18 protein-coding genes are annotated in these 25,228 nt (G+C 72.1%); 14 read left to right on the forward strand and 4 right to left on the reverse strand.

Going from position 1 to position 25,228, the window contains the following annotated elements; genetic code table 11:
* Nucleotides 1-178 precede the first annotated feature (178 nt).
* On the forward strand, nucleotides 179-1,444 hold the full coding sequence (locus JOE35_RS04995; protein WP_209560142.1) for an FAD-binding protein: 1,266 nt from the start codon (nucleotides 179-181) through the stop codon (nucleotides 1,442-1,444).
* The gene (locus tag JOE35_RS05000; protein WP_307802942.1) at nucleotides 1,437-2,438 is read left to right on the forward strand and encodes an aldose 1-epimerase family protein; all 1,002 of its coding nucleotides are present in this window, start codon (nucleotides 1,437-1,439) and stop codon (nucleotides 2,436-2,438) included. Before JOE35_RS04995 ends, JOE35_RS05000 begins: the two co-directional genes overlap by 8 nt.
* An 87-nt stretch (nucleotides 2,439-2,525) precedes the next feature.
* Here JOE35_RS05000 and JOE35_RS05005 read toward each other — a convergent pair whose 3' ends face one another.
* Nucleotides 2,526-2,843 (reverse strand): hypothetical protein, encoded by a 318-nt coding sequence (locus tag JOE35_RS05005; protein WP_209560146.1) that lies wholly within the window; start codon nucleotides 2,841-2,843, stop codon nucleotides 2,526-2,528.
* 571 nt (nucleotides 2,844-3,414) lie between these two features.
* Between JOE35_RS05005 and chvE the strand changes: the two genes are divergently transcribed.
* The 8 genes from chvE (at nucleotide 3,415) to JOE35_RS05045 (ending at nucleotide 14,075) form a co-directional block, all read left to right on the forward strand.
* Nucleotides 3,415-4,545, forward strand: a complete 1,131-nt coding sequence (gene chvE / locus JOE35_RS05010; RefSeq protein ID WP_209560148.1) for a multiple monosaccharide ABC transporter substrate-binding protein — start codon at nucleotides 3,415-3,417, stop codon at nucleotides 4,543-4,545.
* A 97-nt stretch (nucleotides 4,546-4,642) separates the two neighbouring features.
* Entirely contained in the window at nucleotides 4,643-6,193 is a 1,551-nt protein-coding gene (gene mmsA / locus JOE35_RS05015) for a multiple monosaccharide ABC transporter ATP-binding protein (RefSeq protein WP_209560150.1), read from the forward strand.
* Entirely contained in the window at nucleotides 6,180-7,448 is a 1,269-nt protein-coding gene (gene mmsB / locus JOE35_RS05020; protein ID WP_209560152.1) for a multiple monosaccharide ABC transporter permease, read from the forward strand. The genes mmsA and mmsB overlap by 14 nt, the downstream gene beginning before the upstream one ends.
* Nucleotides 7,449-7,677: 229 nt before the next feature.
* Nucleotides 7,678-8,667: a LacI family DNA-binding transcriptional regulator gene (locus JOE35_RS05025; RefSeq protein ID WP_209560155.1), complete on the forward strand. Its 990-nt coding sequence runs from the start codon at nucleotides 7,678-7,680 to the stop codon at nucleotides 8,665-8,667.
* Between the two features lie 189 nt (nucleotides 8,668-8,856).
* Nucleotides 8,857-10,635 carry a ribulokinase gene (araB, locus tag JOE35_RS05030; protein WP_209560157.1) on the forward strand — a complete coding sequence of 593 codons (1,779 nt, stop codon included), beginning with the start codon at nucleotides 8,857-8,859 and terminating at the stop codon, nucleotides 10,633-10,635.
* Nucleotides 10,632-11,342 carry an L-ribulose-5-phosphate 4-epimerase gene (locus JOE35_RS05035; RefSeq protein WP_209560158.1) on the forward strand — a complete coding sequence of 237 codons (711 nt, stop codon included), beginning with the start codon at nucleotides 10,632-10,634 and terminating at the stop codon, nucleotides 11,340-11,342. The genes araB and JOE35_RS05035 overlap by 4 nt, the downstream gene beginning before the upstream one ends.
* Nucleotides 11,339-12,898, forward strand: a complete 1,560-nt coding sequence (gene araA, locus JOE35_RS05040; protein WP_209560160.1) for an L-arabinose isomerase — start codon at nucleotides 11,339-11,341, stop codon at nucleotides 12,896-12,898. Before JOE35_RS05035 ends, araA begins: the two co-directional genes overlap by 4 nt.
* 169 nt (nucleotides 12,899-13,067) lie before the next feature.
* Entirely contained in the window at nucleotides 13,068-14,075 is a 1,008-nt protein-coding gene (locus tag JOE35_RS05045; RefSeq protein WP_209560162.1) for an LLM class flavin-dependent oxidoreductase, read from the forward strand.
* A gap of 478 nt (nucleotides 14,076-14,553) precedes the next feature.
* On the opposite strand, the gene phoA is transcribed toward JOE35_RS05045, so the two are convergent.
* Nucleotides 14,554-16,473, reverse strand: a complete 1,920-nt coding sequence (phoA, locus tag JOE35_RS05050; RefSeq protein WP_307802943.1) for an alkaline phosphatase — start codon at nucleotides 16,471-16,473, stop codon at nucleotides 14,554-14,556.
* A 195-nt stretch (nucleotides 16,474-16,668) separates the two neighbouring features.
* Entirely contained in the window at nucleotides 16,669-17,946 is a 1,278-nt protein-coding gene (locus tag JOE35_RS05055; protein ID WP_209560164.1) for a hypothetical protein, read from the reverse strand.
* Nucleotides 17,947-18,038: 92 nt separating this feature from the next.
* On the opposite strand from JOE35_RS05055, the gene JOE35_RS05060 reads away from it, so the two are divergent.
* The 3 genes from JOE35_RS05060 to JOE35_RS05070 all read left to right on the forward strand — a co-directional run bounded on the left by JOE35_RS05060 (nucleotide 18,039) and on the right by JOE35_RS05070 (nucleotide 23,555).
* Nucleotides 18,039-19,211 (forward strand): helix-turn-helix transcriptional regulator, encoded by a 1,173-nt coding sequence (locus JOE35_RS05060; protein WP_209560166.1) that lies wholly within the window; start codon nucleotides 18,039-18,041, stop codon nucleotides 19,209-19,211.
* A gap of 257 nt (nucleotides 19,212-19,468) precedes the next feature.
* A complete protein-coding gene (locus tag JOE35_RS05065; protein WP_209560168.1) occupies nucleotides 19,469-22,657 on the forward strand; it encodes a S8 family peptidase in 3,189 nt (1,062 codons plus the stop codon).
* 196 nt (nucleotides 22,658-22,853) lie between these two features.
* On the forward strand, nucleotides 22,854-23,555 hold the full coding sequence (locus tag JOE35_RS05070; protein WP_307802944.1) for an endonuclease/exonuclease/phosphatase family protein: 702 nt from the start codon (nucleotides 22,854-22,856) through the stop codon (nucleotides 23,553-23,555).
* A 140-nt stretch (nucleotides 23,556-23,695) separates the two neighbouring features.
* On the opposite strand, the gene JOE35_RS05075 is transcribed toward JOE35_RS05070, so the two are convergent.
* Nucleotides 23,696-23,977, reverse strand: a complete 282-nt coding sequence (locus tag JOE35_RS05075) for a hypothetical protein (protein WP_209560170.1) — start codon at nucleotides 23,975-23,977, stop codon at nucleotides 23,696-23,698.
* Between the two features lie 377 nt (nucleotides 23,978-24,354).
* Here JOE35_RS05075 and JOE35_RS05080 point away from each other — a divergent pair, with 377 nt between their 5' ends.
* Complete coding sequence (locus JOE35_RS05080; RefSeq protein WP_209560172.1) at nucleotides 24,355-25,194, forward strand: aldo/keto reductase; 840 nt, start codon at nucleotides 24,355-24,357, stop codon at nucleotides 25,192-25,194.
* The last annotated feature ends 34 nt before the right edge of the window (nucleotides 25,195-25,228 follow it).

Below are 25,228 nucleotides of genomic sequence, written 5' to 3' on the forward strand. Positions count from 1 at the left end.
GGTGGAGTCGCGTCGACGGATCAGGTGCTGTCGTCGACGCCGGGCCGCGCTGTCCTGCCGCCTGTCGCCCGACGCCGCCGCCACCTGAATCGTCGACGCAGCGCCGCGCCCGCCCGACGCGGCCCCGCGGAGTGAGCGCTCACTAGACTGGACGCCGCCACCGAGTCGAAGGAGTCTCATGCACAACTGGGCCGAGAACGTCGAGTACACGACGACCGACCTCCGCACCCCCGCCTCGGTCGACGAGCTGCGCGACGTGGTCGCGTCCAGCCGTCGGGTGAAGGCGATCGGCTCGCGGCACTCGTTCAACAGGGTGGCCGACACCGACGGGGTGCTCGTCTCGACGGAGGGCCTCGGGCTGCCGATCGAGCTCGACCAGGCCGCAGGCACCGTCCGCGTCGGGGCCGGCACGACGCACGCCGTCCTCGCCCGCGAGCTGCAGGCCCATGGCCGCGCCCTGCCGAACCTCGCCTCGCTGCCGCACATCAGCGTGGCCGGCGCCGTGCAGACCGGCACCCACGGGTCGGGCGTGCGCAACCCCGCGCTCTCCGCGAGCGTCGCCGCGGTCGAGATCGTGCGGGCCGACGGGTCGCTCGACGTCGTCCGTCGTGGGGACGACGCGTTCGGCGCCTCCGTCGTCGGCCTCGGCGCCCTCGGCGTCGTCACCGCGCTGGTGCTCGACACGGTGCCGACCTTCGACGTCGTGCAGACCGTGCACCACGACCTGCCCTGGGCTGCGGCCCTCGAGAACCTCGGCGCGCTGATGGCGCACGCCTACAGCGTCAGCCTCTTCACGCGGTACACCGGCGACGTCGTGGGGCAGGTCTGGGCGAAGGCGCGCGTCGGCGACGCACCCCTCGCGACGCCGCTCGACCTCGTCGCGCTGGGGGCCCGCCCCGCCTCCGAGGCCGTGCACATGCTGCCGGACACGGCGGCGGACGCGGTCACCCCGCAGCTCGGCGTGCCCGGCCCGTGGCTCGACCGGCTGCCGCACTTCCGCGCCGAGTTCACCCCGAGCGCGGGCGAGGAGATCCAGAGCGAGTACCTCGTCCCCGCCGAGCACGCGCCCGCCGCCGTCGAGGCGCTCCGTGCCCTCGGCGAGAGCCTGGCCGACGTGATCTTCGTCAGCGAGATCCGCAGCATCGCCGCCGACGACGCCTGGCTCAGCCCGAGCGGCGGCCGCGACAGCATCGCGTTCCACTTCACCTGGCGCCGCGACACGGAGGCGGTGCTCGCGGTCCTGCCGAGCGTCGAGGAGGCGCTGGCACCGTTCGACGCGCGCCCTCACTGGGGCAAGGTGGCCGGCCTCGACCACGGGGTGCTGCGTCGTCGCTACCCTCGACTGGACGACTTCGCGGCCCACGCCACGGCAGTCGACCCCGACGGGCGCTTCCGCAACGCCCACCTCGACCACCTCGTCTTCGGAGGAACAGCCCGTGCCTGAGACCACCACCACGCCAGCCGCCACGTCCGTCCCGGTCGGCTCCGTCCCCGTCAGCTCGGTCCCCGTCAGCGGAGTCCCGACCGTGCTCGAGCACGGCCCCTACCGGGCCGACATCGCCGGCGTCGGGGCGACGCTCCGCTCGCTCACGCACGACGGTCGTCACCTCGTCGTCCCCTTCGGCCTCGACGAGGTCCGTCCGCTCTACCGCGGCGCGCTGCTCGCCCCGTGGCCGAACCGCGTCGTCGACGGCTCGTGGGACGACGACGGGGTCGAGCGTCAGCTGCCCGTCAACGAGGTCGAGCGGGGCCACGCCCTGCACGGGCTGGTGCAGTGGGCGGACTGGACGGTCGACGCGGCCGACGAGACCGACTCGCACCGCGCCTCCTTCGTGACCCAGCTCGCCCCGAGCGACGGCTACCCCTACCGGCTCGAGCTCCGCGCGACCTACGAGCTCGGCGACGCCGGCCTCGTCACCACCGTCACGGCGACGAACGTCGGGCAGGGCACGGCTCCCTACGGCGTCGCCCCGCACCCGTACCTCGTCGCCGGCGAGGGCCGCGTCGACGACTGGTCGCTGCTGCTCCCCGCGGCGAGCTACCTCGAGGTCACCGACGATCGCCTCGTGCCGACCGGCGTGCACGGCGTCACCGAGCGTGACGGCTTCGACTTCCGCGAGGCCCGTGCCGTCGGCGACCTGTTCGTCGACCACGCCTTCACCGAGATCGGTGCCGACGCCGAGGGACGCGCCACGGTCGAGGTCGTCGCGCCCGGCGGCGGCGGCGTCGCGATGTCGTGGGCCGTCTCCGAGCTGCCCTGGGTGCAGGTGCACACGGGCGACCGGCCCGAGCCCGAGCTCGACCGCCTCGGCCTCGCCGTCGAGCCGATGACCTGCCCGCCCGACGCCTTCACGAGCGGCGTCGACCTCGTCCGCCTCGCACCGGGGGAGTCGCACACCGCGTCGTGGACCATCGCCGCGATCGCCCCGACCGCCTGACCTCGACCGCCTGACCCCGACCCCGCAGGAGGCGCGCCCCGGCCGAGCAGGCCGGGTCCCGCCATGCCCTGCCCCGCCTGGGCAGCGCTACGCGCCGATCGGCTCCGCGCCGAGGCGCTCGGCCTGCCAGGTGACCGCCGAGACGGCGCCGAGCGACCAGCGGGCGAGGACGCCGTCGAGCGCGCGGCGAGTGCGGCGTGCGGCGAGCTCGTCGCGCACCACGACGTCGAAGCGCAGCATCTCGGGCAGCTCGGTCAGCAGCACCGTCCCCGCGTCGGCGAGCTGCACGAGGTACTGGCCCTCGTCGACCCGTGCCGTCGTGTGCTCGGCCAGGAGCCGCCGCGACAACCAGAACAACCCGGCGCTGTCGTGCGCGGTGTGGACGGTGGCCGTGACGGTGATCATGCGCACATAGTGCCCCGCGTTCCGCTCAGGCCCGTGAACGGCGTGTATCCGGCGTGTGAACCCTGGCCCCCGAGTGCGCGACTTGACATCGGTCTCGGCCTGCCTCATAGTTGCCCCGGACCACAGATGTGAGCGCTCACATGAAACGGTCACATCCGCGTCACAGGGTCGGCACAGCAGCCGCACCGACGACGTACCGGCGGGGCATGATCCCCCGCCAGCTCCGCCAGCCACACCCCCTCGCACCTTCCCGCGCACCAGCGACACACCACCTGACGAAGAGGTCACCTGTGAACCGCACCGCTCGCACCGCACCTGCCGCCTCGGCTCCCTGCCAGGCCGCCCCCGCCTCCTCGGCCCTCCGCGGCTCCGCACCCGCCTAGGCCCCTCTGCTCCGGCGCACCTCCCCGTGCGCCGGCCGGCTCGACGCGACCCCGGTCGCGACCCGCCGCTCCCGGCCCGGTCCCGCGACGTCCCGCCGCCCGGCCCCGCCGATCCCTGCACCACCCACGCAGCACACCATCCGTCATCGACGACGCCGTCCAGATGACACGGACACGAAGGAATCCCCGTGAAGAACAAGAAGCTCATCGTCGGCATCGTCGCCGCCGGTCTCGCCATCTCCCTCGCCGGCTGCGCCGGCGGCGGCGGCCGCGGCGCCGACAGCGGCAGCGGCGACAGCGGTGGAGACAACTCGGGCGCCCTCGTCGGCGTCGCGATGCCCACCAAGGTCTCCGAGCGCTGGATCAAGGACGGCGACGCCGTCAAGAGCGCCCTCGAGAAGAAGGGCTACAAGGTCGACCTCGAGTACGCCGACAACAAGATCCCGCAGCAGGTCCAGCAGGTCAGCAACATGATCACCAAGGGCGCCAAGGTCCTGATCGTCGCCTCGATCGACGGCGGCTCGCTCAGCGACCAGCTCGACTCGGCTGCCAAGGCCGGCATCAAGGTCATCTCGTACGACCGCCTCCTCACCGGCAACGAGAACGTCGACTACTACGTCTCGTTCGACAACTACAAGGTGGGCGTCGACCAGGGCACCAGCCTGCTGACGGGCCTCGGCCTCGCCGACGCCGACGGCAAGAAGGTCGACGGCGCCGACCCCAAGACCATCGAGGTCTTCGCCGGCAGCCCCGACGACAACAACGCGCAGTTCTTCTTCAACGGCGCGATGGACACCCTCAAGCCCTACATCGAGGACGGCTCGCTGACGATCGGCTCCGGCCAGGACCAGTTCACGCAGGCCGCCACGCAGCAGTGGGACCCCGCGACCGCCAAGGCCCGCATGCAGAACCTGGTCGCGTCGACCTACTCGGGCGGCACCAATCTCGACGGCGTGCTCTCGCCCTACGACGGCATCTCGATCGGCATCATCTCGGCGCTCGAGGGTGCCGGCTACTCGGACGACGCTCTCCCGATCGTCACCGGCCAGGACGCCGAGGCCGCCTCGGTCAAGTCGATCATCGCCGGCCAGCAGTACTCGACCATCTACAAGGACACCCGTCAGCTCGCTGACCAGTCCGTCGTGATGGCCGACGACATCCTCAACGGCAAGACGCCCGAGACGAACGACGACAAGACGTACGACAACAAGGTCAAGGTCGTCCCGACCTACCTGTTCCAGCCCGTCACCGTCACCAAGGACAACTACAAAGAGGTCCTGATCGACAGCGGCTACTACACCGAGGCCGACCTCAAGTAGGTCCCCCCTCCCCGGGGCGCAGGAGGTGCGGTGCACCCGCTCCGCACCTCCTGCGCCCCACAGCTCCGCCCCACCCCATGCACGAAAGAAGGAACACGTGGCGAACACGATCCTCGAGATGCGCGACATCACGAAGACGTTCCCCGGCGTCAAGGCCCTGCAGGACGTCACGCTGGAGGTCGAGCGCGGCCAGGTCCACGCGATCTGCGGCGAGAACGGCGCCGGCAAGTCGACGCTGATGAAGGTGCTGTCGGGGGTCTACCCGTCGGGCTCGTTCGACGGCCAGATCCTGCTCGACGGCCAGCCCGTCGACTTCAAGAACATCAACGACTCCGAGGCCGCAGGCGTCGTCATCATCCACCAGGAACTGGCGCTCAGCCCGTTCCTGTCGATCGCCGAGAACATCTTCCTCGGCAACGAGCAGTCCAAGGGCGGCTTCATCGACTGGAACAAGACGAACCTCGACGCCGCCGGCCTGCTGGCCCGCGTCGGCCTGCGCGACAACCCCGTCACCAAGGTGACCGACATCGGGGTCGGCAAGCAGCAGCTGGTCGAGATCGCGAAGGCGCTGTCGAAGCGCGTGAAGCTGCTCATCCTCGACGAGCCGACCGCCGCCCTGAACGACGACGACTCCGCCCACCTGCTCGACCTGATCAAGAGCCTGCAGGGGCAGGGGATCACGTCGATCATCATCAGCCACAAGCTGAACGAGATCAAGTCGATCGCCGACAAGGTCACGATCATCCGTGACGGCAAGACGATCGAGACGCTCGACATGCACGCGGGCGAGGTCACGGAAGACCGGATCATCAAGGGCATGGTCGGCCGCGACCTCGAGAGCCGGTACCCGTCGCACGAGTCGACGATCGGCGAGGAGCTGCTCCGCATCGAGGACTGGACCGTCCACCACCCCCTCGACTCGAGCCGCGAGATCATCCACCAGGCGAACCTCAGCGTGGCAGCCGGCGAGATCGTCGGCATCGCGGGCCTGATGGGCGCCGGCCGCACCGAGCTCGCGATGAGCGTCTTCGGCAAGAGCTACGGCACGGGCATCTCGGGCACCGTCTACAAGCGCGGCGAGAAGATCGACACCGGCACGGTCAGCAAGGCCATCGACGCCGGCATCGCGTACGCCACTGAAGATCGCAAGAAGTACGGCCTCAACCTGATCGACGACATCACCCGCAACGTGTCCGGCTCCGCGCTCCGCAAGCTGGCGAAGGCCGGCTTCGTGAACAGCTCGGAAGAGAGCACGGTCGCCGAGGGCTACCGCAAGAGCATGAACATCAAGGCGCCGAACGTGTCGGCCCTGACGGGCAAGCTCTCCGGCGGCAACCAGCAGAAGGTCGTGCTGTCGAAGTGGATGTACACCGACCCCGACGTGCTGATCCTCGACGAGCCGACCCGCGGCATCGACGTCGGCGCGAAGTACGAGATCTACACGATCATCAACCAGCTCGCAGACGCGGGCAAGGGCGTGATCGTCATCTCGAGCGAGCTGCCTGAGCTGCTCGGCATCTGCGACCGCATCTACACCCTCTCGGAGGGGCGCATCACGGCCGACGTGCCGGTGGCCGAGGCGACCCCCGAGTTCCTCCTGAAGTACATGACCCTCGAACGAGAGAGCCCCGTCAATGAGCGCGCCTAGCCCCACCCAGGCCACCGACCCGAAGCCCACGGGCGGGTCGCCCACCTCCCGTCAGCCGCAGAGCGGCTCCGGCGGCAACCCCCTCGTCGGTGCGGTCTCGTACCTCGGCGGGCAGCTGCGCCAGATCGGCCTCTTCATCGCGCTGATCGTCATCGTGCTGTTCTTCCAGATCACGACGAACGGCATCACGCTGGCGCCGATCAACGTGTCGAACCTGGTGGTGCAGAACAGCTACATCCTGATCCTCGCCATCGGCATGGTGATGGTCATCATCGCGGGCCACATCGACCTCTCGGTCGGCTCGATCGTCGCCTTCACGGGCGCCATGGCCGGCGTCATGATCACCCAGTGGGGCCTGCCCTGGCCCGTCGCGGTCGTCCTCTGCCTCGTGCTCGGCGGCCTGGTCGGCGCCTGGCAGGGCTTCTGGATCGCCTACTTCGGCATCCCGGCCTTCATCGTCACCCTGGCGGGCATGCTCGCCTTCCGCGGCGCGGCTCAGATCGCCCTGCAGACGCAGCAGATCTCGCCGTTCCCGCAGGGCTTCCGTGACATCGGCTCCGGCTTCCTCCCGGCGTTCGGCTCGACCGGCTACGAGCCGCTGACGCTCGTGCTCGGCGCGATCGCCGCGGTGGCCCTGATCGGCACGGGCCTCCGCGGCCGCGCCACCCGTCGCAAGTACCAGCTCGAGGACGAGCCGTTCCTGTGGTTCGTCACGAAGATGGTCTTCACCGTCGGCCTCGTCATGTACATCGGGTTCCTCCTCGCCAGCTACTCGGGCACCCCGATCGTCCTCGTCGTCCTCGCCGTGCTAGTGGTCGTGTACTCGACGGTCATGAAGAACTCGGTCTTCGGCCGCCACGTCTACGCCATCGGCGGCAACCTGCACGCCGCCGAGCTGTCGGGCATCAAGACGAAGCGCGTCACCTTCCTGCTGTTCGTCAACATGGGCGTCATCTCCGCCCTCGCCGGCCTGGTCTTCACCGGCCAGCTGAACCTCGCCAGCGGCAGCGCCGGCAACGGGTTCGAGCTCGACGCCATCGCCGCCGTCTTCATCGGCGGCGCGGCAGTCACGGGCGGCATCGGCACGGTCACCGGCGCCATCGTCGGAGGCCTGATCATCGGGATCCTGAACAACGGCATGTCGATCCTCGGCGTCGGCAGCGAGTACCAGTCCCTCATCAAGGGGCTCGTGCTGCTCGCCGCGGTCGCGTTCGACGTCTTCAACAAGCGTCGCGCCGGCTCCAGCGGCAAGTAGCAGGGAGCGAGCGAGCTGGCAGCAGCAACGGCAGCAGCAGCTCAGCTCGACGAGACTCGTCGGCCGGTCGGTCGGTCGACGATCCAGGAGGCGCGGTCCGAGGGGGGCCGCGCCTCCGTCGTCCCGGGGCGTCGCCGACGCTCGTGCCTGAGTCCTCGACGAGGCCCGGAGCCGGCCGGCGAGCCAGCCGGCCCGGGATCGGAAACCGAACGACCTTTAGGATCAGACAGTGGCAACCCTCTTCGACGTCGCGGCCGAGGCCGGCGTCTCGCACCAGACGGTGTCGCGCGTCGTCAACGGCGACCCCACCGTGCGCCCGGTGACGAAGGCCAAGGTCGACGCGGCCGTCGAGAAGCTGAGCTACCGCCCGAGCCTGACCGCGCGGGCCCTCGCCAGCCGCAAGACCCGGTCGATCGGGCTGATCAGCACCGGGTTCCCCTTCTACGGGCCGTCGAGCACGATGCACGGCTTCAACGGTGCTGCGCGCCGAGCCGGCTACCAGGTGTCGATGGCCACCCTCGACGGCGACGACACCCGCGCCGTCCAGCAGGCCGTCGACGCGTTCGTCGGCCAGGCCGTCGCGGCCATCGTGCTCATCGCGCCCGACGCGCAGGCCCTGGACGTGCTGCGCTCGTCCCGGGTGGCGGTGCCGCTGGTCACCGCCGACAGCGTCGCCGAGGACGGCCACCACGCCGTCTCGATCGACCAGGCAGCGGGTGCCGAGCTCGCCGTCGAGCACCTCGCCTCCCTGGGGCACCGATCCGTCGCCCACGTGGCCGGGCCCGAGGCGTGGATGGACGGTCGTGATCGCGAGCGGGGCTGGCGCGACGCCTGCGAGCGGCTCGGCCTCGAGACGGGGCCGCTGCTGCGGGGCGACTGGACCCCCGCCTCCGGGCACCGCCTCGGCCTCGAGCTGGCCGGACGGCGCGACGTCACGGCGGTCTTCTGCGCGAACGACCAGATGGCGCTCGGCGCGGTGCACGCGTTCTGCGACGCCGGCCTCGAGGTGCCCCGGGACGTGAGCATCGTCGGCTTCGACGACGTGCCGGAGGCGGCGCACTTCCTGCCTCCGCTGACGACCGTGCGCCAGGACTTCGAGGCGCTCGGCCGCCGCATCATGGACACGGTCGAGGCAGTGCTCGCCGGGGACGACGAGCCCGTCGACGCGGTGCTGCCCGAGCTCGTCGTGCGGCGCTCGACGGCGGCGCCCCGGTCCTGAGCCGGGGCTGACCTGATCCTCCACCGGCCGTCTGCCGGCTCTGCGCCGGCCTCGTCGCGCTGCTCTCCCGGCACCGGCCGCGTTGCACGCACCACCCGCGGCGTGTGAGAATGTGAGCGCTCACTTTCGCGTGGGCAGACCACCAGACCCGCCCCTCCGGGGCTCGCACCACCAGGACAAGGACGTTCCATGGCAGACACCACCGCCGCGCCCGACGCACACGTCGTCGGCGTCGACTTCGGCACCCTGAGCGGGCGGGCGGTCGTCGTCCGCGTGTCCGACGGGGCCGAGCTCGGCACCGCCACCCACGACTACTCGCACGCCGTCGTCGACCGCACGCTGCCCGTCGGCGGGGCGCGACTGCCGGCCGACTGGGCCCTGCAGGTGCCCAGCGACTACGTCGACGTGCTGAAGAACGCCGTGCCGGAGGCCCTGGCCGCGTCCGGCGTCGACCCGGCCTCGGTGATCGGCATCGGCACCGACTTCACCGCCTGCACGATGGTTCCGACGACCGCCGACGGCACCCCCCTCAACGAGCTCGAGCAGTTCGCCGACCGCCCCCACGCCTACGTCAAGCTGTGGCGTCACCACGCCGCGCAGGGCCAGGCCGACCGCATCAACGAGCTGGCTCGCGAGCGCGGCGAGACCTGGCTGCCCCGCTACGGCGGGCTCATCTCGAGCGAGTGGGAGTTCGCGAAGGGGCTGCAGCTGCTCGAGGAGGACCCCGAGGTCTACGCGGCCACCGAGCACTGGGTCGAGGCCGCCGACTGGATCGTCTGGCAGCTCAGCGGGCGCTACGTCCGCAACGCCTGCACGGCCGGCTACAAGGGCATCCTGCAGGACGGCGAGTACCCGAGCAGCGACTTCCTCGCCGCGCTCAACCCCGACTTCGCCGACTTCGCCGAGACGAAGGTCGTGCACGAGATCGGCGCGCTCGGCGACGCCGCCGGCACGCTGACAGCGGAGGCGGCCGGCTGGACCGGCCTGCCCGAGGGCATCGCCGTCGCGGTCGGCAACGTCGACGCGCACGTCACTGCCCCGGCCGCCAAGGCCACGCAGCCCGGCCAGATGGTCGCGATCATGGGCACGAGCACCTGCCACGTCATGAACGGCGCCGAGCTGGCCGAGGTCCCCGGCATGTGCGGCGTCGTCGACGGCGGCATCACCGAGGGCTTCTACGGCTACGAGGCCGGCCAGTCGGGCGTCGGCGACATCTTCGCCTGGTACGTCCGCAACCAGGTGCCGCAGTCGGCGGTCGACGCGGCGGAGGCTGCCGGCAAGAGCGTCCACCAGCACCTGACCGACCTCGCCTACGAGCAGCCGGTCGGCGCCCACGGCCTCGTCGCGCTCGACTGGCACAGCGGCAACCGCTCGGTGCTCGTCGACCACGAGCTGAGCGGCGTGATCGTCGGGCAGACGCTCGGCACGGCCCCCGAGGACGGCTACCGAGCGCTGCTCGAGGCCACGGCCTTCGGCACGCGACGCATCGTCGAGGCCTTCAACGACTCCGGCGTCCCCGTCACCGAGTTCATCGCCGCCGGCGGCCTGCTCAAGAACCGACACCTGATGCAGACCTACAGCGACGTGCTGCGCATGCCGATCTCGACGATCCGCAGCGAGCAGGGCCCGGCCCTCGGCTCCGCGATCCACGCCGCCGTCGCCGCAGGTGCCTACCCGGACACCCGCGTGGCCAGCGACGCGATGGGCAGCCTGGACCGCGCCTCCTACACGCCGGACCCGGCCGCCGCCGACGCGTACGACGCCCTCTACGCCGAGTACCTGCTGCTGCACGACTGGTTCGGCCGCGGCGGCAACGACGTGATGCACCGCCTCAAGGCGATCAGCAGGGAGGCGCGGGGCGGCTCGCACGCACCGGTCGCCGAGCCCGAGGCGCCCGCCGCCTCCGGCGGCTCGTCTGCTGCCGACGCGGCTGCCGCCTCCGGCGTCGCCTCGGAGGTGACCGCGTGAGCTTCATCGACCGCGCCACCGAGACCGCCATCGACGAGACGCGCCGCGCCGTCTGCGACCTGCACGCCGAGCTGACCCGCTACGGCCTCGTGGTCTGGACCGGCGGCAACGTCTCGCAGCGCGTGCCCGGTACGAACCTGTTCGTGATCAAGCCGAGCGGCGTCGACTACGACGACCTGACGCCCGAGAACCAGATCTTGTGCCACCTCGACGGCAGCGTCGTCGAGGGCAGCCCCGGCAGCGAGCGCAGCCCGTCGAGCGACACTGCAGCGCACGCCTACGTCTACCGCCACATGCCGAAGGTCGGGGGAGTCGTGCACACGCACTCCACCTACGCGACAGCCTGGGCGGCCCGCGGCGAGTCGATCCCCTGCGTCATCACGGCGATGGCCGACGAGTTCGGCGGCGAGATCCCGATCGGCCCGTTCGCCATCATCGGCGACGAGTCGATCGGCGAGGGCATCGTCGGCACCCTCGAGGGCCACCGCAGCCGTGCCGTGCTGATGCAGAACCACGGCGTCTTCACGATCGGCAAGGACGCCCGCGACGCCGTCAAGGCCGCCGTCATGACGGAGGACGTCGCGCGCACGATCCACCTCAGCCGCCAGCTCGGCGAGCCCCTCCCCATCCCGCAGGAGAGCATCGACGCTCTCTTCGACCGCTACCAGAACGTCTACGGCCAGAAGCCCTCAGGAGCACTCGCATGAGCAACGACACCACCAGCACCTCCTCTGCCCCCTCGCACCTCGTCGACCCCCAGGCGTTCCTCGCGTCGAAGCAGGTCTGGTTCCTCACCGGCAGCCAGGGCCTCTACGGCGAGGAGACCCTGCGTCAGGTCGCCGAGCAGTCGAAGGCGATCGCCGACGAGCTGGCCGAAGCCTCGGGCGTGCCCGTCGAGCTGGTCTGGAAGCCCGTGCTCACCGACGCCGAGACGATCAAGCGCACGATGCTCGAGGCCAACCTCGACGACTCCGTCATCGGCGTCACCGCCTGGATGCACACGTTCAGCCCGGCCAAGATGTGGATCGGCGGCATCGACGCCCTCCGCAAGCCGCTGCTGCACCTGCACACGCAGGCGAACGTCGAGCTGCCCTGGGCCGAGATCGACTTCGACTTCATGAACCTGAACCAGGCCGCGCACGGCGACCGCGAGTTCGGCTACGTCCAGACGCGCCTCGGCGCCCCGCGCAAGACCGTCGTCGGACACGTCAGCGACCCTCGCGTGCAGCAGCAGGTCGGCACCTGGATGCGTGCCGCTGCCGGCGCCGCCGCCATGCGCTCGCTGAAGCTCGCCCGCTTCGGTGACAACATGCGCTTCGTCGCCGTCACCGAGGGCGACAAGACCGAGGCCGAGCTCGCGTTCGGCGTGCAGGTCAACACGTGGGGCGTCAACGAGCTGGCGGAGGCGGTGGCCGCGGCCCCCGAGACCGCGGTCGACGACCTCGTCGCCCTGTACGAGCGCGACTACGACGTCGTCCCCGAGCTGCGCGCCGGGGGCGAGCGCCACCAGTCGCTGCGCGACGGCGCCGCGATCGAGATCGGCCTGCGCTCGTTCCTCGAGGCGGGCGGCTTCGGCGCCTTCACCACCAACTTCGAGGACCTGGGCGCGCTGAAGCAGCTCCCGGGGCTCGCAGTGCAGCGCCTGATGGCCGAGGGCTACGGCTTCGGAGCCGAGGGCGACTGGAAGACCGCGGTGCTGGTGCGCGCCGCCGCCGTGATGGGCGCAGGCCTGCCGGGAGGCGCCTCCTTGATGGAGGACTACACCTACCACCTCGTGCCCGGCGCCGAGAAGATCCTCGGCGCCCACATGCTCGAGGTCAGCCCGTCGCTGAGCTCGGCCCGCGCCTCCCTCGAGGTGCACGAGCTCGGCATCGGCGGCAAGGACGACCCGGTGCGCCTGGTCTTCACGGCCGACCCCGGCGAGGCAGTCGTCGTCGCGATGAGCGACGTGCGCGACCGGTTCCGCCTCACGGTCAACGTCGTCGACGTGGTCGAGCCGGACGCCGACCTGCCGAACCTGCCCGTCGGCCGTGCCGTGTGGGAGCCCCGCCCCTCGTTCGCCGTCTCGGCCGAGGCGTGGCTCACGGCAGGTGCCGCCCACCACACCGTGATGTCGACCTCTGTGGGCCTCGAGGCCTTCGAGGACCTCGCGCGCATCCTCGAGACCGAGCTGCTGATCATCGACGAGCACACGACGATGCGCGAGTTCACGCGCGAGGTGCGCTGGAACGCGGCCTACCACCGCCTGGCGCGCGGCCTGTAGCAGCCAGCAGAGCCAGCCGAGGAGGCGGTCCGTGCGGTCCCGAGGGACGGCGGGGCCGCCTCCTCCGTCGTCCCGACGAGGCGCGCGATGTCGGTCCACCCGCTCTCGGCGATCCGGGGCCTGGCGTAGCTCCGGGAACACCACCCGCGCCTCCGTGGTTGCAGTCCCCATGACCGTTCCCCTCTCGATCCTGGACCTCGCCCCCATCGCACCCGGAGAGACGGCGCGCGACAGCTTCGCGGCGTCGGTCGCCCTCGCGCAGCAGGCCGAGAAGAGCGGGTACCGACGCGTCTGGTACGCCGAGCACCACAACATGGCGACGATCGCGTCGAGCGCCACGTCGGTGCTGATCGCCCACGTGGCGAGCCAGACGTCCACCATCCGGCTCGGCTCGGGCGGCGTGATGCTGCCGAACCACTCGCCGCTGACGATCGCCGAGCAGTTCGGCACCCTCGAGACCCTGCACCCGGGGCGCATCGACCTGGGTCTCGGCCGTGCCCCCGGCAGCGACCAGGCGACGTTCCGCGCCCTGCGGCGTGACCCGGCTTCGTCGGAGCGGTTCCCGCAGGACGTCGTCGAGCTGCAGGCGTTCCTCGCCGGCCAGTCGCGCATCCCCGGCGTCAGCGCGACACCCGGTGCCGGCACGAACGTGCCCCTGTACATCCTCGGCTCGTCCACCTTCGGCGCCCAGCTCGCCGCGGCCCTCGGCCTGCCCTTCGCCTTCGCGTCGCACTTCGCCCCCGACATGCTGCACGACGCCGTCGCGATCTACCGCCGCGAGTTCCAGCCGTCCACCCAGCTCGACGCCCCGTACGTGATCGCCGGGGTCAACGCCATCGCGTCGGACGACTCCGACGAGGCGCACCAGCAGCTGGCGGACGTCAAGCGGGCCCGCCTGCTGATGCTGCTGCGCCAGAGCGGCCAGATCACGGTCGACCGCACCTTCGGCGACGACGAGCTCGACCACCTGCTCCGCACCCCGGTCGGAGCGCACGTCGCGAGCATGACGACCTTCACCGGCGTCGGCACCGGCGAGGAGGTGGCCGACTACGTCGCCGAGTTCGCCCGCAGTGCCGACGCGGACGAGGTCATCGTCGCGCACTCGTCGCTCGCCACGTCGGCCCGACTCCGCTCGGTCGAGCTGCTCGCCGACGCGCACGCCCGCGTCGCCGCCTAGCCAGAGGGCTCGGGCCTGGCCCGTTCTCGCGGGGGTGTCGAGCATTCAGGAGACCACGTCGTGCGCGACCTCGGCGGCGGTGATCGCGCACGCAGCGCGTGGCCACCACCTGGATGGTCGACGCGGCTCGGGCCGTCCCCGTCGTGTCGAGGTCTCAGGAGACGACGTCGTCGACCCCTCGGCCGACGGTCTCAGAGTGCCGGTCACGACGACGTGACCTGAGTCCTCGACGCGGCCGGCTGCCGTCGGCCTGCGTCGAGCTCTCAGGAGACGACGTCACGAACGCTCCGGCCGGTGGTCGCGGGGACGGGGTCGCGACGACGCCACCTGGATCCTCGACACGGCCGAGGCCGCCCCCGCTCGATGCGAGACGCCGCGAGGCGAGCGCACCGGCGCGGCCACGCAGGCGCGGTGGTGCAGACACGAAGGAGGCGCGGGCCCTGTCGGACCCGCGCCTCCGGTCGATCTCCCGCCGGGGCTACAGCCCCGAGTGGTCGATCAGGGTGCGGCGGCGACGTCGGGCCACGAGCACCGTGCCGGCGCCCGCGAGCAGCAGCGCGAGCACGAGCGCGGGCAGCGCGTCCGAGCCGGTGAAGGCGAGCGGGCCGGAGCCCGCCGCCGTGCCGGTGCCCGAGCCGCCCACGCCGGTCCCGGTGCCGCCGGTTCCGCCGGCGCCGCCGGTGGCAGGAGCAGAAGGCGACGGCGAGGCGACGGGGTCGGCCACGACCGCGACGGCGGCGCTGAGCGCGGTGCGCGTCTGCACGCCGGTCACGGTGACCGTGCGGTCGCCGAGCCCGGCGGGTGCCGTGACCGAGAAGGTCGCGACACCGTCGATGACGTCGACCGTGCCGAGGCTGACGCCGTCGAGGGTGCCCGACGCCTGACGGTCGCCGTCGAGGCCGGAGACGGTCACGTCGAACGTCGCGCCCGGCGCGACCTGGGTCGGTGCCGCGATCGTCGCGTCCGCGCTGAGCGACACCAGGTCGCGGTCGAGCTGCAGCGCGTTCGCGATGGTGAAGAAGTTGTCGGTCTGGTCGATCAGGCCGACGACGTTCGCGGCCCCGGGGCCGTAGCCGGCGACGCGCAGCTGCGTGCCGGTGTGCTGCTGCGACCCGCCGGCCGCGGCCGTGCCGTAGGCGATCTTCATCGTGCTGCCGTCGACCGTGGTCAGCGCGGTGCTGAGCGTCGCCGGGGGAGTCGAGTCGACGATCTGGCTGGTGTGGGCGTGGTCGGCGGTGACGATGACGAGGGTCTCGCCGTCGGCCTCGGCGAAGTCGAGGGCCGAGCGGACTGCCTCGTCGAGGTCGAGCACCTCGCCGATCTGGCCGCACGCGTCGGCGCTGTGGTCGCGCTTGTCGATCGAGGCGCCCTCCACCTGCAGGAAGAAGCCGTCGTCGCCGTCGAGCAGGTCGATCGACTTCTCGGTCAGCGAGGCCAGCGACAGGTCGGTGCTGAGGCGTGCCGGGTTCGGCTGGCAGGTCTGCGGGGCGAGGTCGGCGCCTCCGACGGTAGCGGTCGTCGACGCGAACCGCGTCGGGAAGTTGCCGTCAGCGAAGGTGCCGAGCACCGGGGCGGTCTGGTCGGCAGCGGTCAGGGCGTCGAGGCCCGCCTGGTCGGTGACGCGCTGGTAGCCGCGGTCGGTCGCCTGGGCGTCGAGGGTCTGGCCGTTCCACTGACCGGCGCGGGCGGTCTGGCGGAACGACGCCGCGCCTCCGCCGAGGGTGAGGTCGGCACGGGTGCCGATGATCTGCTCGCTGATCGAGCCGAGTCCGCCCTGGTCGAGGGCATCGGCGCCGCACTGCGTGACCGAGTCGGGGCCGTAGCAGCTGCGCGCCGCGACGTGGGCGGCCTGCACGGCCGGCGTGGCGTCCTGCAGCTCGGCGGTCGACACGTTGCCCGTCTTCAGGCCGTTGGCCTTGGCGATCTCGACGAGGGTGTCCTGAGGGGTGCCCGCGATGTCGACCGAGATGGCGTTGTCGTAGGTCTTCGTGCCGGTGGCCCAGGCCGAGCCGGTCGCGGCCGAGTCGGGGACGTAGTCGGGCTTGCCGTCCTTGCCGAGCGAGTACGTCGTGTACTGGCCGGTCAGGGGCAGGGCGTCGATGCCGGGCAGGGTCCCGCCGGCTCCGTACGCGTAGTTGCGGGCCGACGTGATCTCGCTGTCGCCCATGCCGTCGCCGATCAGCAGGATGACGTTCTTCGCCGGCCCCGCCTCGACCGACTCGAGCAGGGCGGCGGTGCTGTCGTCGGCGCTGCGCGCTGCGCCGCCGTTCTCGGCGACGTCGGCCGGCGTCGCAGCGAGGGCGACGGCCGGGCTGAGGACGAGGGCGAAGGAGGCGAGGGTCGCCGCCGCCCCCGTGGCCAGTGCCGCGCGGCGGCGGCGGGTGTTCGTGGGGGTCACGTGTCTGCTCCAGTGATCGTGGTCGCGGGTGGGCGTGCACTCCCTGCACGTCCTGTCCCAGGAGAACCCGCGCCCGTGTCCTCCCGGTGAACGGGGGCGGTGCGGCTGGTGAACACCCCCGGACGGGGCACGGGGGGCACGCAGGGCGGCGGCCCCGCGATCACGGGCGACGGGCGAAGGGCCACGGGCTCCGGGCTACGGCGCGACGAACAGCCAGAGCAGCACGACCGCCACGGGCTGCAGGGCGATCCCGCCCACGAGCAGCGTCCGCCGCACGACGGGCCGCTCGGACACGGCCGGGGCCCCGAGCAGCGGAGTGAGCGGCAGCAGCAGCCGGAACAGGCTCTGCTGCGGCAGGAACACCGCCACGAGGTAGAGCGCGAAGCTCGCCGTGAACGCGACGGTCTCGTGGCCGAGGCGCAGGGTCGACCGGCGCGTGAACCAGACGGCGGCGAGCACGAGCAGGGCGAGCACCAGGGCGATGCCGCCGATGCCGAGCCACCGCCCGGCGAGCAGGAACCACGGCGTCAGCGGCACGAACGGGGGCCGTCCGACGTAGTCGACCCACCAGGCCATCTCCGTCTGCAGGTAGGCGTCGTGCTGGCCCGTCGCGAGGTGAGCGACGACGGGCCAGGCGAGCCCGGCGGCGGCGATGGCCGCCCCCGCCGTCAGGATCTGGCCGAGGTCGCGCCGGGGGAGCACCTGCCACGGCCAGGAGGCGGACGAGGAGGAGCCGGGGCCGGACGCATCAGGGTCACGCTCCGTCCGCCACCGCACCACGAGGTGCACGGCCAGTGCCAGCGCCAGCGCCAGCGCTCCCGGTCGCGTGAACGCCGCGGCCACTCCGCACGCCAGCACGAGCCCGTACCGCCGCTGCCGCATCGCCAGCACACCACCGAACAAGAGGAAGAGCATGAGCCCCTCCGCGTACCCGACGGAGAAGAGGAACCCGAGCGGCCCGAAGCAGAGCAGCAGCACGGCCCAGATGGCGCCGCGGTGCCCGACGGCCGAGTCGACGAGCCGGTACAGCACGAGGGCTGCGCCGGCGCCGAAGGCCGTCGAGAGCAGCAGGGCGGCACCGCTGAACGGCATGCCCGTCGCGACCATCAGCAGGTGGCAGAGCGTCGGGAACACCGGCAGGAAAGCCCACTCGTTCGGCAGCACGTTCCCCGCCGAGTCGGTGGGCAGCACGGACGGGTAGCCCTGCAGGGCGATCGTCCGGTAGCGGTCGGCGTCCCACGACGTGGTGAAGTCGAGCAGCGACAGCTGGGCGCCCGGCGTGCGGAACTCGAAGCCGGCCAGGTGGGCGACCTCCCAGACGACGGCGAGCAGCGCCAGCGACCAGACCCGCGACGCCAGGTAGACGGTCAGCACCGTCGACCAGCGGGCAGGCAGCCACGACGCCAGGTCGGGCGACCAGCGCCGACGGACGGCAGGACGCAGCGAGGAGGCGGTGGTCGCCCCGTCGCTCACGGTGCGTCCCCGGAACTGGTCATCCGGAAGACGTTACCCCGCGATGGCACGCCGGGTCGCCACGGGGCGTCCCGGCAGGGCACGATGTCCAGATGACCCTGCCCTCCCTCGCCGCGCTCGGCATCGACCCGGTCACCGCCGCGGTCTACGAGTTCGTCCTCACCTGCGGCGACACCGTCGACGTCGCCGCGATCGCCTCCGCCCGCGAGCTGGACGACGCCGTCGTCGTCACCGCCCTCGAGCAGCTCCGCAACATCGGCCTCGTGCACCGGACGGCCGAGGGCCACGGCCGCCAGGCCCCGGGCTACGGCGCCGTCGACCCCCGCGTCGCGGTGTCCGCGCTGGTCGCCGCCCACGACGAGCAGCTCGCCGACGCACGCACCGCGGTCTCGGGCCTCGGCGCACTGTTCGACGACGGTCGTCGGGTCGCCGACCCGTCGGGCACGACCACCGTGCTCACCGGCCACGCGGCGGTGGGCGACTGGTACTCGCGCCTGCAGCACCGGGCCAGGGGCGAGTTCCTCGCCTTCGACCGCCCGCCGTACGTCGTCGCCACGAACGAGTCCGTCGAGCGCGGCGCCCTCAACCGCGGCGTGCACTGGCGGGCGATCTACACCGTGGCCAGCTTCACCGTCGACGGGAGCCTGCAGGGCGTCCACCGCCTCGGGGCCGACGGCGAGGAGGCGCGGGTCACCCACGACCTGCCGGTCAAGCTCGCGATCGCCGACCGCCAGGTCGCCCTCGTCTCGGTCGGGCCACTCGACGACCCGACGGCTGCTCCCGAGGCGCTGCTCACCGAGTCGCCCGCGCTGATCGCCGCCCTCTGCGACCTCTTCGAGTCGCGCTGGCGCACTGCCGTCCCCGTGCCTGCCCTGGCCGAGACGGGCACGGGCACGGGCGCCGGCGCGGGTGCGGGTGCCTCCGTCGACTGGTCCGAGGTCGCTGCCCGGCTCGCGGCGGCGACCCAGGGCGCGGGGCTCGACGTCGCGTCCGCCGCGTCGAGCTCGCCCGGTGCCGGTGCGGCTGCCGGCCGGGTCGGCGCCGACGGCCCGCCCGACGCCACCACCGGCCTCCGCGCCCCGACCGTCGACGAGCGTGACCTGCTCGCCTTCGTGGCCGCGGGCGCGACCGACGACGTGATCGCCCGCCAGCTGGGGATCTCGCCGCGCACCCTGCGCCGTCGGCTGCACGACCTGTTCGACGAGCTCGGGGCGAGCAACCGGTTCCACGCGGGCGTCGAGGCGGCGCGACGCGGCTGGGTCTGACGGGCGCCCTGCCCGGCCGGCCGGCGCCTCCTCGGCTCGTACCCCGTCGAGGAGGCGCGGGTCGACACGCGCCCTTGTCCAGTGGGCATCGTGGGGGACCTGGCGTACCCCGTCCGGGTGCTCCCGTGTAAATTCCGTGGCCGGTCGAGGACAGTGGCCGGGTTCGGCCATGCCCCCCGGTTGAGGGTCGTCACATTCTCAGGTAACTCTTACGGATCGACCGTGCCCGACCGGGTGCGGCACCCGGAAGGCACCCTGTGATCACATCGTCCGGCCGACGACGGCCGAAGGCTCCACTCTCCGCACTGCTCATCTCGGGACTCGTCGCCGCCGGCGTCGTCGCGCTGCCGGCCACCTCGGCCCTGGCGGCCGACGGGCCTGCCGTGGTCGGCGACTCCCAGTTCGCGAGCGGGTCGTACATCGTCACGCTGCGTGAGCCCGCGGCCGCGACCTACGAGGGCGGCAAGGCCGGCTTCGCCGCCACGGCCGCGCCGGAGGGCGCGCGCCTCGACGCGCAGGCCGCGCCGGTGCAGGAGTGGTCGGAGCACCTCGAGCAGACCCAGGCCGACGTGGCCGAGGCGGTCGGCGCCACCGTCGACGCGCACTTCTCGGTGACGACGAACGCGTTCGCCGCCGACCTCAGCGCCGAACAGGCGCGGGCGCTCGCCGCCGACCCGTCGGTCGCGGCGGTGTCCAAGAACGAGCTGCTCAAGCTGCAGGCGACGCCGTCGACCGACTTCCTCGGGCTCGGCGACGCCGAGGGGAACGGCGGCGTCTGGGACGAGATCGGCGGTCGCGACGCCGCGGGCGACGGCGTGGTCGTCGGCATCATCGACTCGGGCATCGCCGCGGGGAATGCCTCGTTCTCGGGCGACTCGCTCGGCCAGCAGGACAGCGCCGAGCCACACCTCGAGGGCGACTCGATCGTCTTCGACAAGGGCGACGGCGGCACCTTCACCGGCGTCTGCCAGACCGGCGTCCAGTTCACCGCCTCCGACTGCAACACGAAGCTCGTCGGCGCGCGCTACTTCGTCGACGGCTTCGGCGTCGACAACATCGGCACGGAGGAGCAGGGCGAGTACCTCTCGCCCCGTGACGGCAACGGCCACGGCTCGCACACGGCCTCGACCGCGGCGGGCAACGCCGACGTCGAGGTGACGATCGGCGACCGCGACTTCGGCACCATCTCGGGCGTCGCACCGGCCGCGAAGATCGCGGCCTACAAGGTCTGCTGGGACGGTCCCGACCGGGTCGCCACCGACGACGACGGCTGCGCGACGCGCGACCTGGTCGCGGCCATCGAGGCCGCGGTGACCGACGGCGTCGACGTCATCAACTACTCGATCGGCGGAGGCGGCGCGACGAGCACCTTCTCGGCCACCGACCAGGCGTTCCTCGGCGCGGCATCGGCGGGCGTCTTCGTCGCGGCCTCGGCCGGCAACGACGGCCCCACGCCGACCACGGCGGACAACGCGGCACCCTGGATCACCACCGTCGCCGCGAGCACCGTCCCGAGCTACGCGGCCACCGCGCTGACCGGCGACGGCGCCTCGTACCTCGGCGGCTCGATCACGGTGCCGACCGGCACCGAGGGCGTCAGCGGCCCCCTCGTCGACGCGGCGACCCTCGCGGTCGACGGGGCGACGGCGGCCGACGCGGCCCTCTGCCGACCCGACTCCCTCGACGCCGACGCGGCCGCCGCCTCCGGCGCGATCGTGCTCTGCGACCGTGGCGTCTACGACCGCACGGCCAAGAGCGCCGAGGTCGAGCGCATCGGGGGCATCGGCATGCTGCTCGTGAACCCCACGCCCAGCTCGGTCGACCTCGACGAGCACGTCGTCCCCACGGTCCACGTCGACGCGGCGTCGCACGACGCCCTGCACGCCTACGCGGCCACCGAGGGCGCGACGGTCACCCTCGTCGACGGCAACCCGGCCGGCCTGCCCGAGCCCGCCACTCCCCAGATCGCCGGCTTCTCGTCGCGCGGCCCGGTGACGGCCGACGGCGGCAACCTGCTGAAGCCGGACATCTCGGCACCCGGCGTGGCGATCCTCGCCGACGGCGCCAACGCCGCAGGCGAGCCCGGCAGCTACGAGTTCCTCTCGGGCACGTCGATGTCGTCCCCGCACGTCGCCGGCCTCGCGGCGCTCTACCTGTCGCGCACCGTGCACCCCGACTGGACCCCGGCCGAGGTGAAGTCGGCGATGATGACCACCGCCTACGACCTCGTCGGAGCCGACGGCGCGCCCACCCAGGACGTCTTCGCCCAGGGCGCCGGGCACGTCGACCCCACCGCGTTCCTCGACCCGGGCCTGCTGTACCGCACCGGGACTGCCGACTGGCAGGCCTACGTCGACTCGATCGACACGATCGAGGGCACCGACTCGTCGCTGAACCTCCCCTCGATCAGCGTCGGCTCGCTCGCCGGCACGACCACGGTGACTCGCTCGGTCACGGCGACGGCACCCGGCACCTGGACGGCCGAGCCGGTCGCCATGGCCGGTGTCACCGCCGCGGTCTCGCCCTCGACGCTGACCTTCTCGGAGGCAGGCGAGACGCAGGACTACACGGTCACCTTCACCCGCACCACCGCCGCGCTCGACGAGTTCGCCACCGGCTACCTGACGTGGACCGACGGCACCCGTGACGCTCGGAGCCCGCTCGCGGTGCGGCCAGTGCAGCTGGACGTCGCCGCCGAGTTCGCGGGCGAGGGCGTGACGGGCCAGGCGACGGTCGACGTGACCGCCGGCGACGCCCTGTCGCTGCCGCTCGCCGCCGAGGGCCTCGCCCTCGGCCAGGTCGCGACCGGCTCCGGCACCGCCGGTGCCGACGCCGCCCAGGTGCCGCTCACGGTCGCCGAGGGCACGACGCACGCCCGCTTCGTGCTCGACTCGGCCGAGGACACGGCCGACCTCGACCTGCTGCTCTACACGGCCGACGCGTCGGGCCAGCCCGACGAGCTGGTCGGGGCCGCCGCCACGGGCTCGGCGGACGAGCAGCTCGACGTGGAGACGCCGGCGGCAGGCCAGTACGTGCTGCTCGTCGACTTCTACTCGGGCGCGGGCGACCTCGGCTTCACGCTGACGTCGTACCTGCTCGACCCGGCCGCGGCCCAGGGCGGCCTCGCCGTCGACCCGGCCGTGCTCGAGGCCGGGCTCGGCGAGACCACGACGGTCACCGCCTCCTGGTCGGACCTCGCGTACGAGAGCAGCTACCTCGGCCGTGTCGTCTACGGCGACACGGGCACGGCGAGCTACCTCACCGTGACGACGGGCGAGGAGCCCGAGACGCCGGTCGACCCGGGTCCCGGCCCGGGGGAGCCCGGCGGGCCAGGCCACGGCGGACCCGGCCACGGCGGCTTCGACCTGCCCGGCCTGATCGGCTGGATCTGGAACGCCATCGGCGACCTGTTCCACCACTGGTTCCCTGGGCTGCCCTGGCGCTGAGCCGCAGCTGGCCCCGAGCTGACCCGCGGCAGCCGGGCGGCCGACGCCGCGACGGGCTGATCGCGCAGGAGGCGGTCCGCACCTTCCCCACGGAGGGTGCGGACCGCCTCCTCGTCCGTCGACCGCGGCGCGCCGCGTGGCCGCTGAGCGCGACCCTGCGCCTCCGCGAAACACGAAGGGACTAGGTTCGTCACTCGTGACTGGACAGAACGGCAACACCATGCGCGTGGTGAGCTACAACCTGCGCGAGCACACGGCCAAGGGCGAGATCAGGGCGCTGGCGGAGGACCACCACGCCGACGTGCTCTGCCTGCAGGAGGCCGACACGAAGGACATCCCCGACGAGTTCGGCGAGTTCTCGCTCGCGGCGTCGACCCGGAACAACCGGCTCGGGCTCGCGGCGTACTACCGGCGCTCCCGCTTCGAGCTGCTGGGCACGAACGTCTACGCGCTGAAGAAGAGCATGCACGACCGTGTGATGTCGCCGGCCCACGAGCGTCTGCTGGCGATGCACCTGCACGACCGCATCTCGGGCGCCGACGTGCTGATCGGCTCGTTCCACGCCGCGCCGCTCACCGCGACGAACGGCCTTCGCAAGAAGCAGGTCGAGTCGGCCCACCAGCTGATGCGTGCGCTCGCGCCCGGCGTGCCGATGCTGATGGTCGGCGACTTCAACTACCCGTGGTTCCACGGCGGGCTCAAGAAGCGCATCGAGCGCGACGGCTTCGTCCTGACGCGCAGCAGCACGCCGACCTACCTCGGCTACAAGTACGTCAAGGGACACTTCGACTTCGCGACGAGCTACGACCTCACCATCGAGGACGTCGTCACGTTGCCCGCCGGCATCAGCGACCACCGGCCGATCCTCGTCCGCGCGACGGGGCTCGCCACGGCCTAGCGGCGCTGCCGACGGCGAGCCCACGAGGAGAGGCCCCGGTGCGTGTGCACCGGGGCCTCTCGTGTGTCGTGTTGTCGTGCCGTCGACGCGCAGGGCGCGACGGGCGTCGAGGAGGCGGGTCGCGCCTCCTCGGGACCTGCCTAGGCGGCGAGCGCGAGCGCGTGGGCGCTCACGGCGTAGGCCTGCACGATGGTGCGGCTGGGCTCACGGCGCCAGCTGCGGCCGGGGATGACCCAGCCCTGGGCGCCCTCGACCGTGACGGAGGCGCCGACGCGGACGTCGTCGGTGACGACGTCGCTCCAGGCGCGGACGACGAACTCGGCGCCGGAGGCGTCGACGACGACGAACTCGGCGAGGCGGGCGGTGGACAGGACGGGCTCAGTGGTGACCGTGCCGCTCAGGGTGGTGATGTTCTCGTTCATGCGTGTTCTCTTCTTCGATGTGTGCTGTGTTGCTCAGCGTCGTGGCACGCAGCGCGGGGCATGCGTGGACCGCCGTTCTCGGCGGTGGGGCGGACGGATGTCCTCAGGCTCGGGGAGCCTGGTCGGGCCTCGTCTCGGGCGACGACCGGTGAGTAGGCGAGCGGGTGAGGCTCGGACCGGGGTTCTCGAGATGCGCAGACAGGATCTGCAGGCTGTTCGACTCGGCCTGCGTGTGGACGACAGGGCCGTGAGTCGGGAACGATCTGAGAGGATCGTTGCCAAGCGACCTGCAACGATAACACGGTCGGGCCGGATGCACCAGGGCTGATCCGTGACGTCGCTGAGAACGCCGCAGGAGGCGGTGGTTCGATGGGTGCATGACATCGATCCCCACCATCACCCTGAACAACGGCGTCGAGATCCCCCAGCTCGGCTTCGGCGTCTACCAGGTCGAGCCCGACCAGACGAAGGACGCGACGCTCACCGCCCTCGAGGTGGGCTACCGCCACATCGACACGGCGCAGATGTACGGCAACGAGGCAGGCGTCGGCGAGGCGCTGCGCGAGTCGGGCATCGACCGCTCCGAGATCTTCGTCACCTCCAAGCTCAACAACGGCTTCCACCGTCGCGACGACGCCCTGAAGGCGTTCGACGGCACGCTCGAGGCGTTGAACGCCGACTACGTCGACCTGTTCCTCATCCACTGGCCTCTGCCGACCACGGACGTCGACTACCTCGAGACCTGGAAGGCGCTCGAGGAGATCTACGCCACGGGCCGGGCCAAGGCCATCGGCGTCTCGAACTTCCACCAGCCGCACCTGCAGCGCCTGCTGGACGAGGCCGACGTCGTGCCCGCTGTCAACCAGATCGAGGTCCACCCCTACCTCACCAACGACTCGCTGCGCCTCTTCGGCGTCGAGCACGGCATCCACACCGAGGCGTGGTCGCCCATCGCCCAGGGCAAGGTCCTCGAGGACCCGACCCTCGTCGAGATCGCGGAGCACGTCGGCAAGTCGACCGCCCAGGTGACCCTGCGCTGGCACGTGCAGCGCGGCGACATCGTGTTCCCCAAGTCGGTCACGCGCTCGCGCGTCGAGGAGAACTTCGCGCTCTTCGACTTCGAGCTGTCCGACGCCGACGTCGCGGCCATCACCGACCTCGACAAGGGCGAGCGCACGGGCCCCGACCCCGACACGTTCGACTACATCCCCAGCTGAGACGGTCGCAGCTGATCCCAGCTGTGCCGACGGG

The sequence above is a fragment of the Frigoribacterium sp. PvP032 genome, from assembly GCF_017833035.1.
GTDB lineage: Bacteria > Actinomycetota > Actinomycetes > Actinomycetales > Microbacteriaceae > Frigoribacterium.

Coding starts and splice junctions, on each gene's coding strand:
- JOE35_RS04995 (WP_209560142.1), top strand. CDS start 179: ATGCACAACTGGGCCGAGAACGTCGAGTACACGACGACCGACCTCCGC.
- JOE35_RS05005 (WP_209560146.1), bottom strand. CDS start 2,843: ATGATCACCGTCACGGCCACCGTCCACACCGCGCACGACAGCGCCGGG.
- mmsB (WP_209560152.1), top strand. CDS start 6,180: ATGAGCGCGCCTAGCCCCACCCAGGCCACCGACCCGAAGCCCACGGGC.
- araB (WP_209560157.1), top strand. CDS start 8,857: ATGGCAGACACCACCGCCGCGCCCGACGCACACGTCGTCGGCGTCGAC.
- araA (WP_209560160.1), top strand. CDS start 11,339: ATGAGCAACGACACCACCAGCACCTCCTCTGCCCCCTCGCACCTCGTC.
- JOE35_RS05045 (WP_209560162.1), top strand. CDS start 13,068: ATGACCGTTCCCCTCTCGATCCTGGACCTCGCCCCCATCGCACCCGGA.
- JOE35_RS05060 (WP_209560166.1), top strand. CDS start 18,039: ATGACCCTGCCCTCCCTCGCCGCGCTCGGCATCGACCCGGTCACCGCC.
- JOE35_RS05075 (WP_209560170.1), bottom strand. CDS start 23,977: ATGAACGAGAACATCACCACCCTGAGCGGCACGGTCACCACTGAGCCC.
- JOE35_RS05080 (WP_209560172.1), top strand. CDS start 24,355: ATGACATCGATCCCCACCATCACCCTGAACAACGGCGTCGAGATCCCC.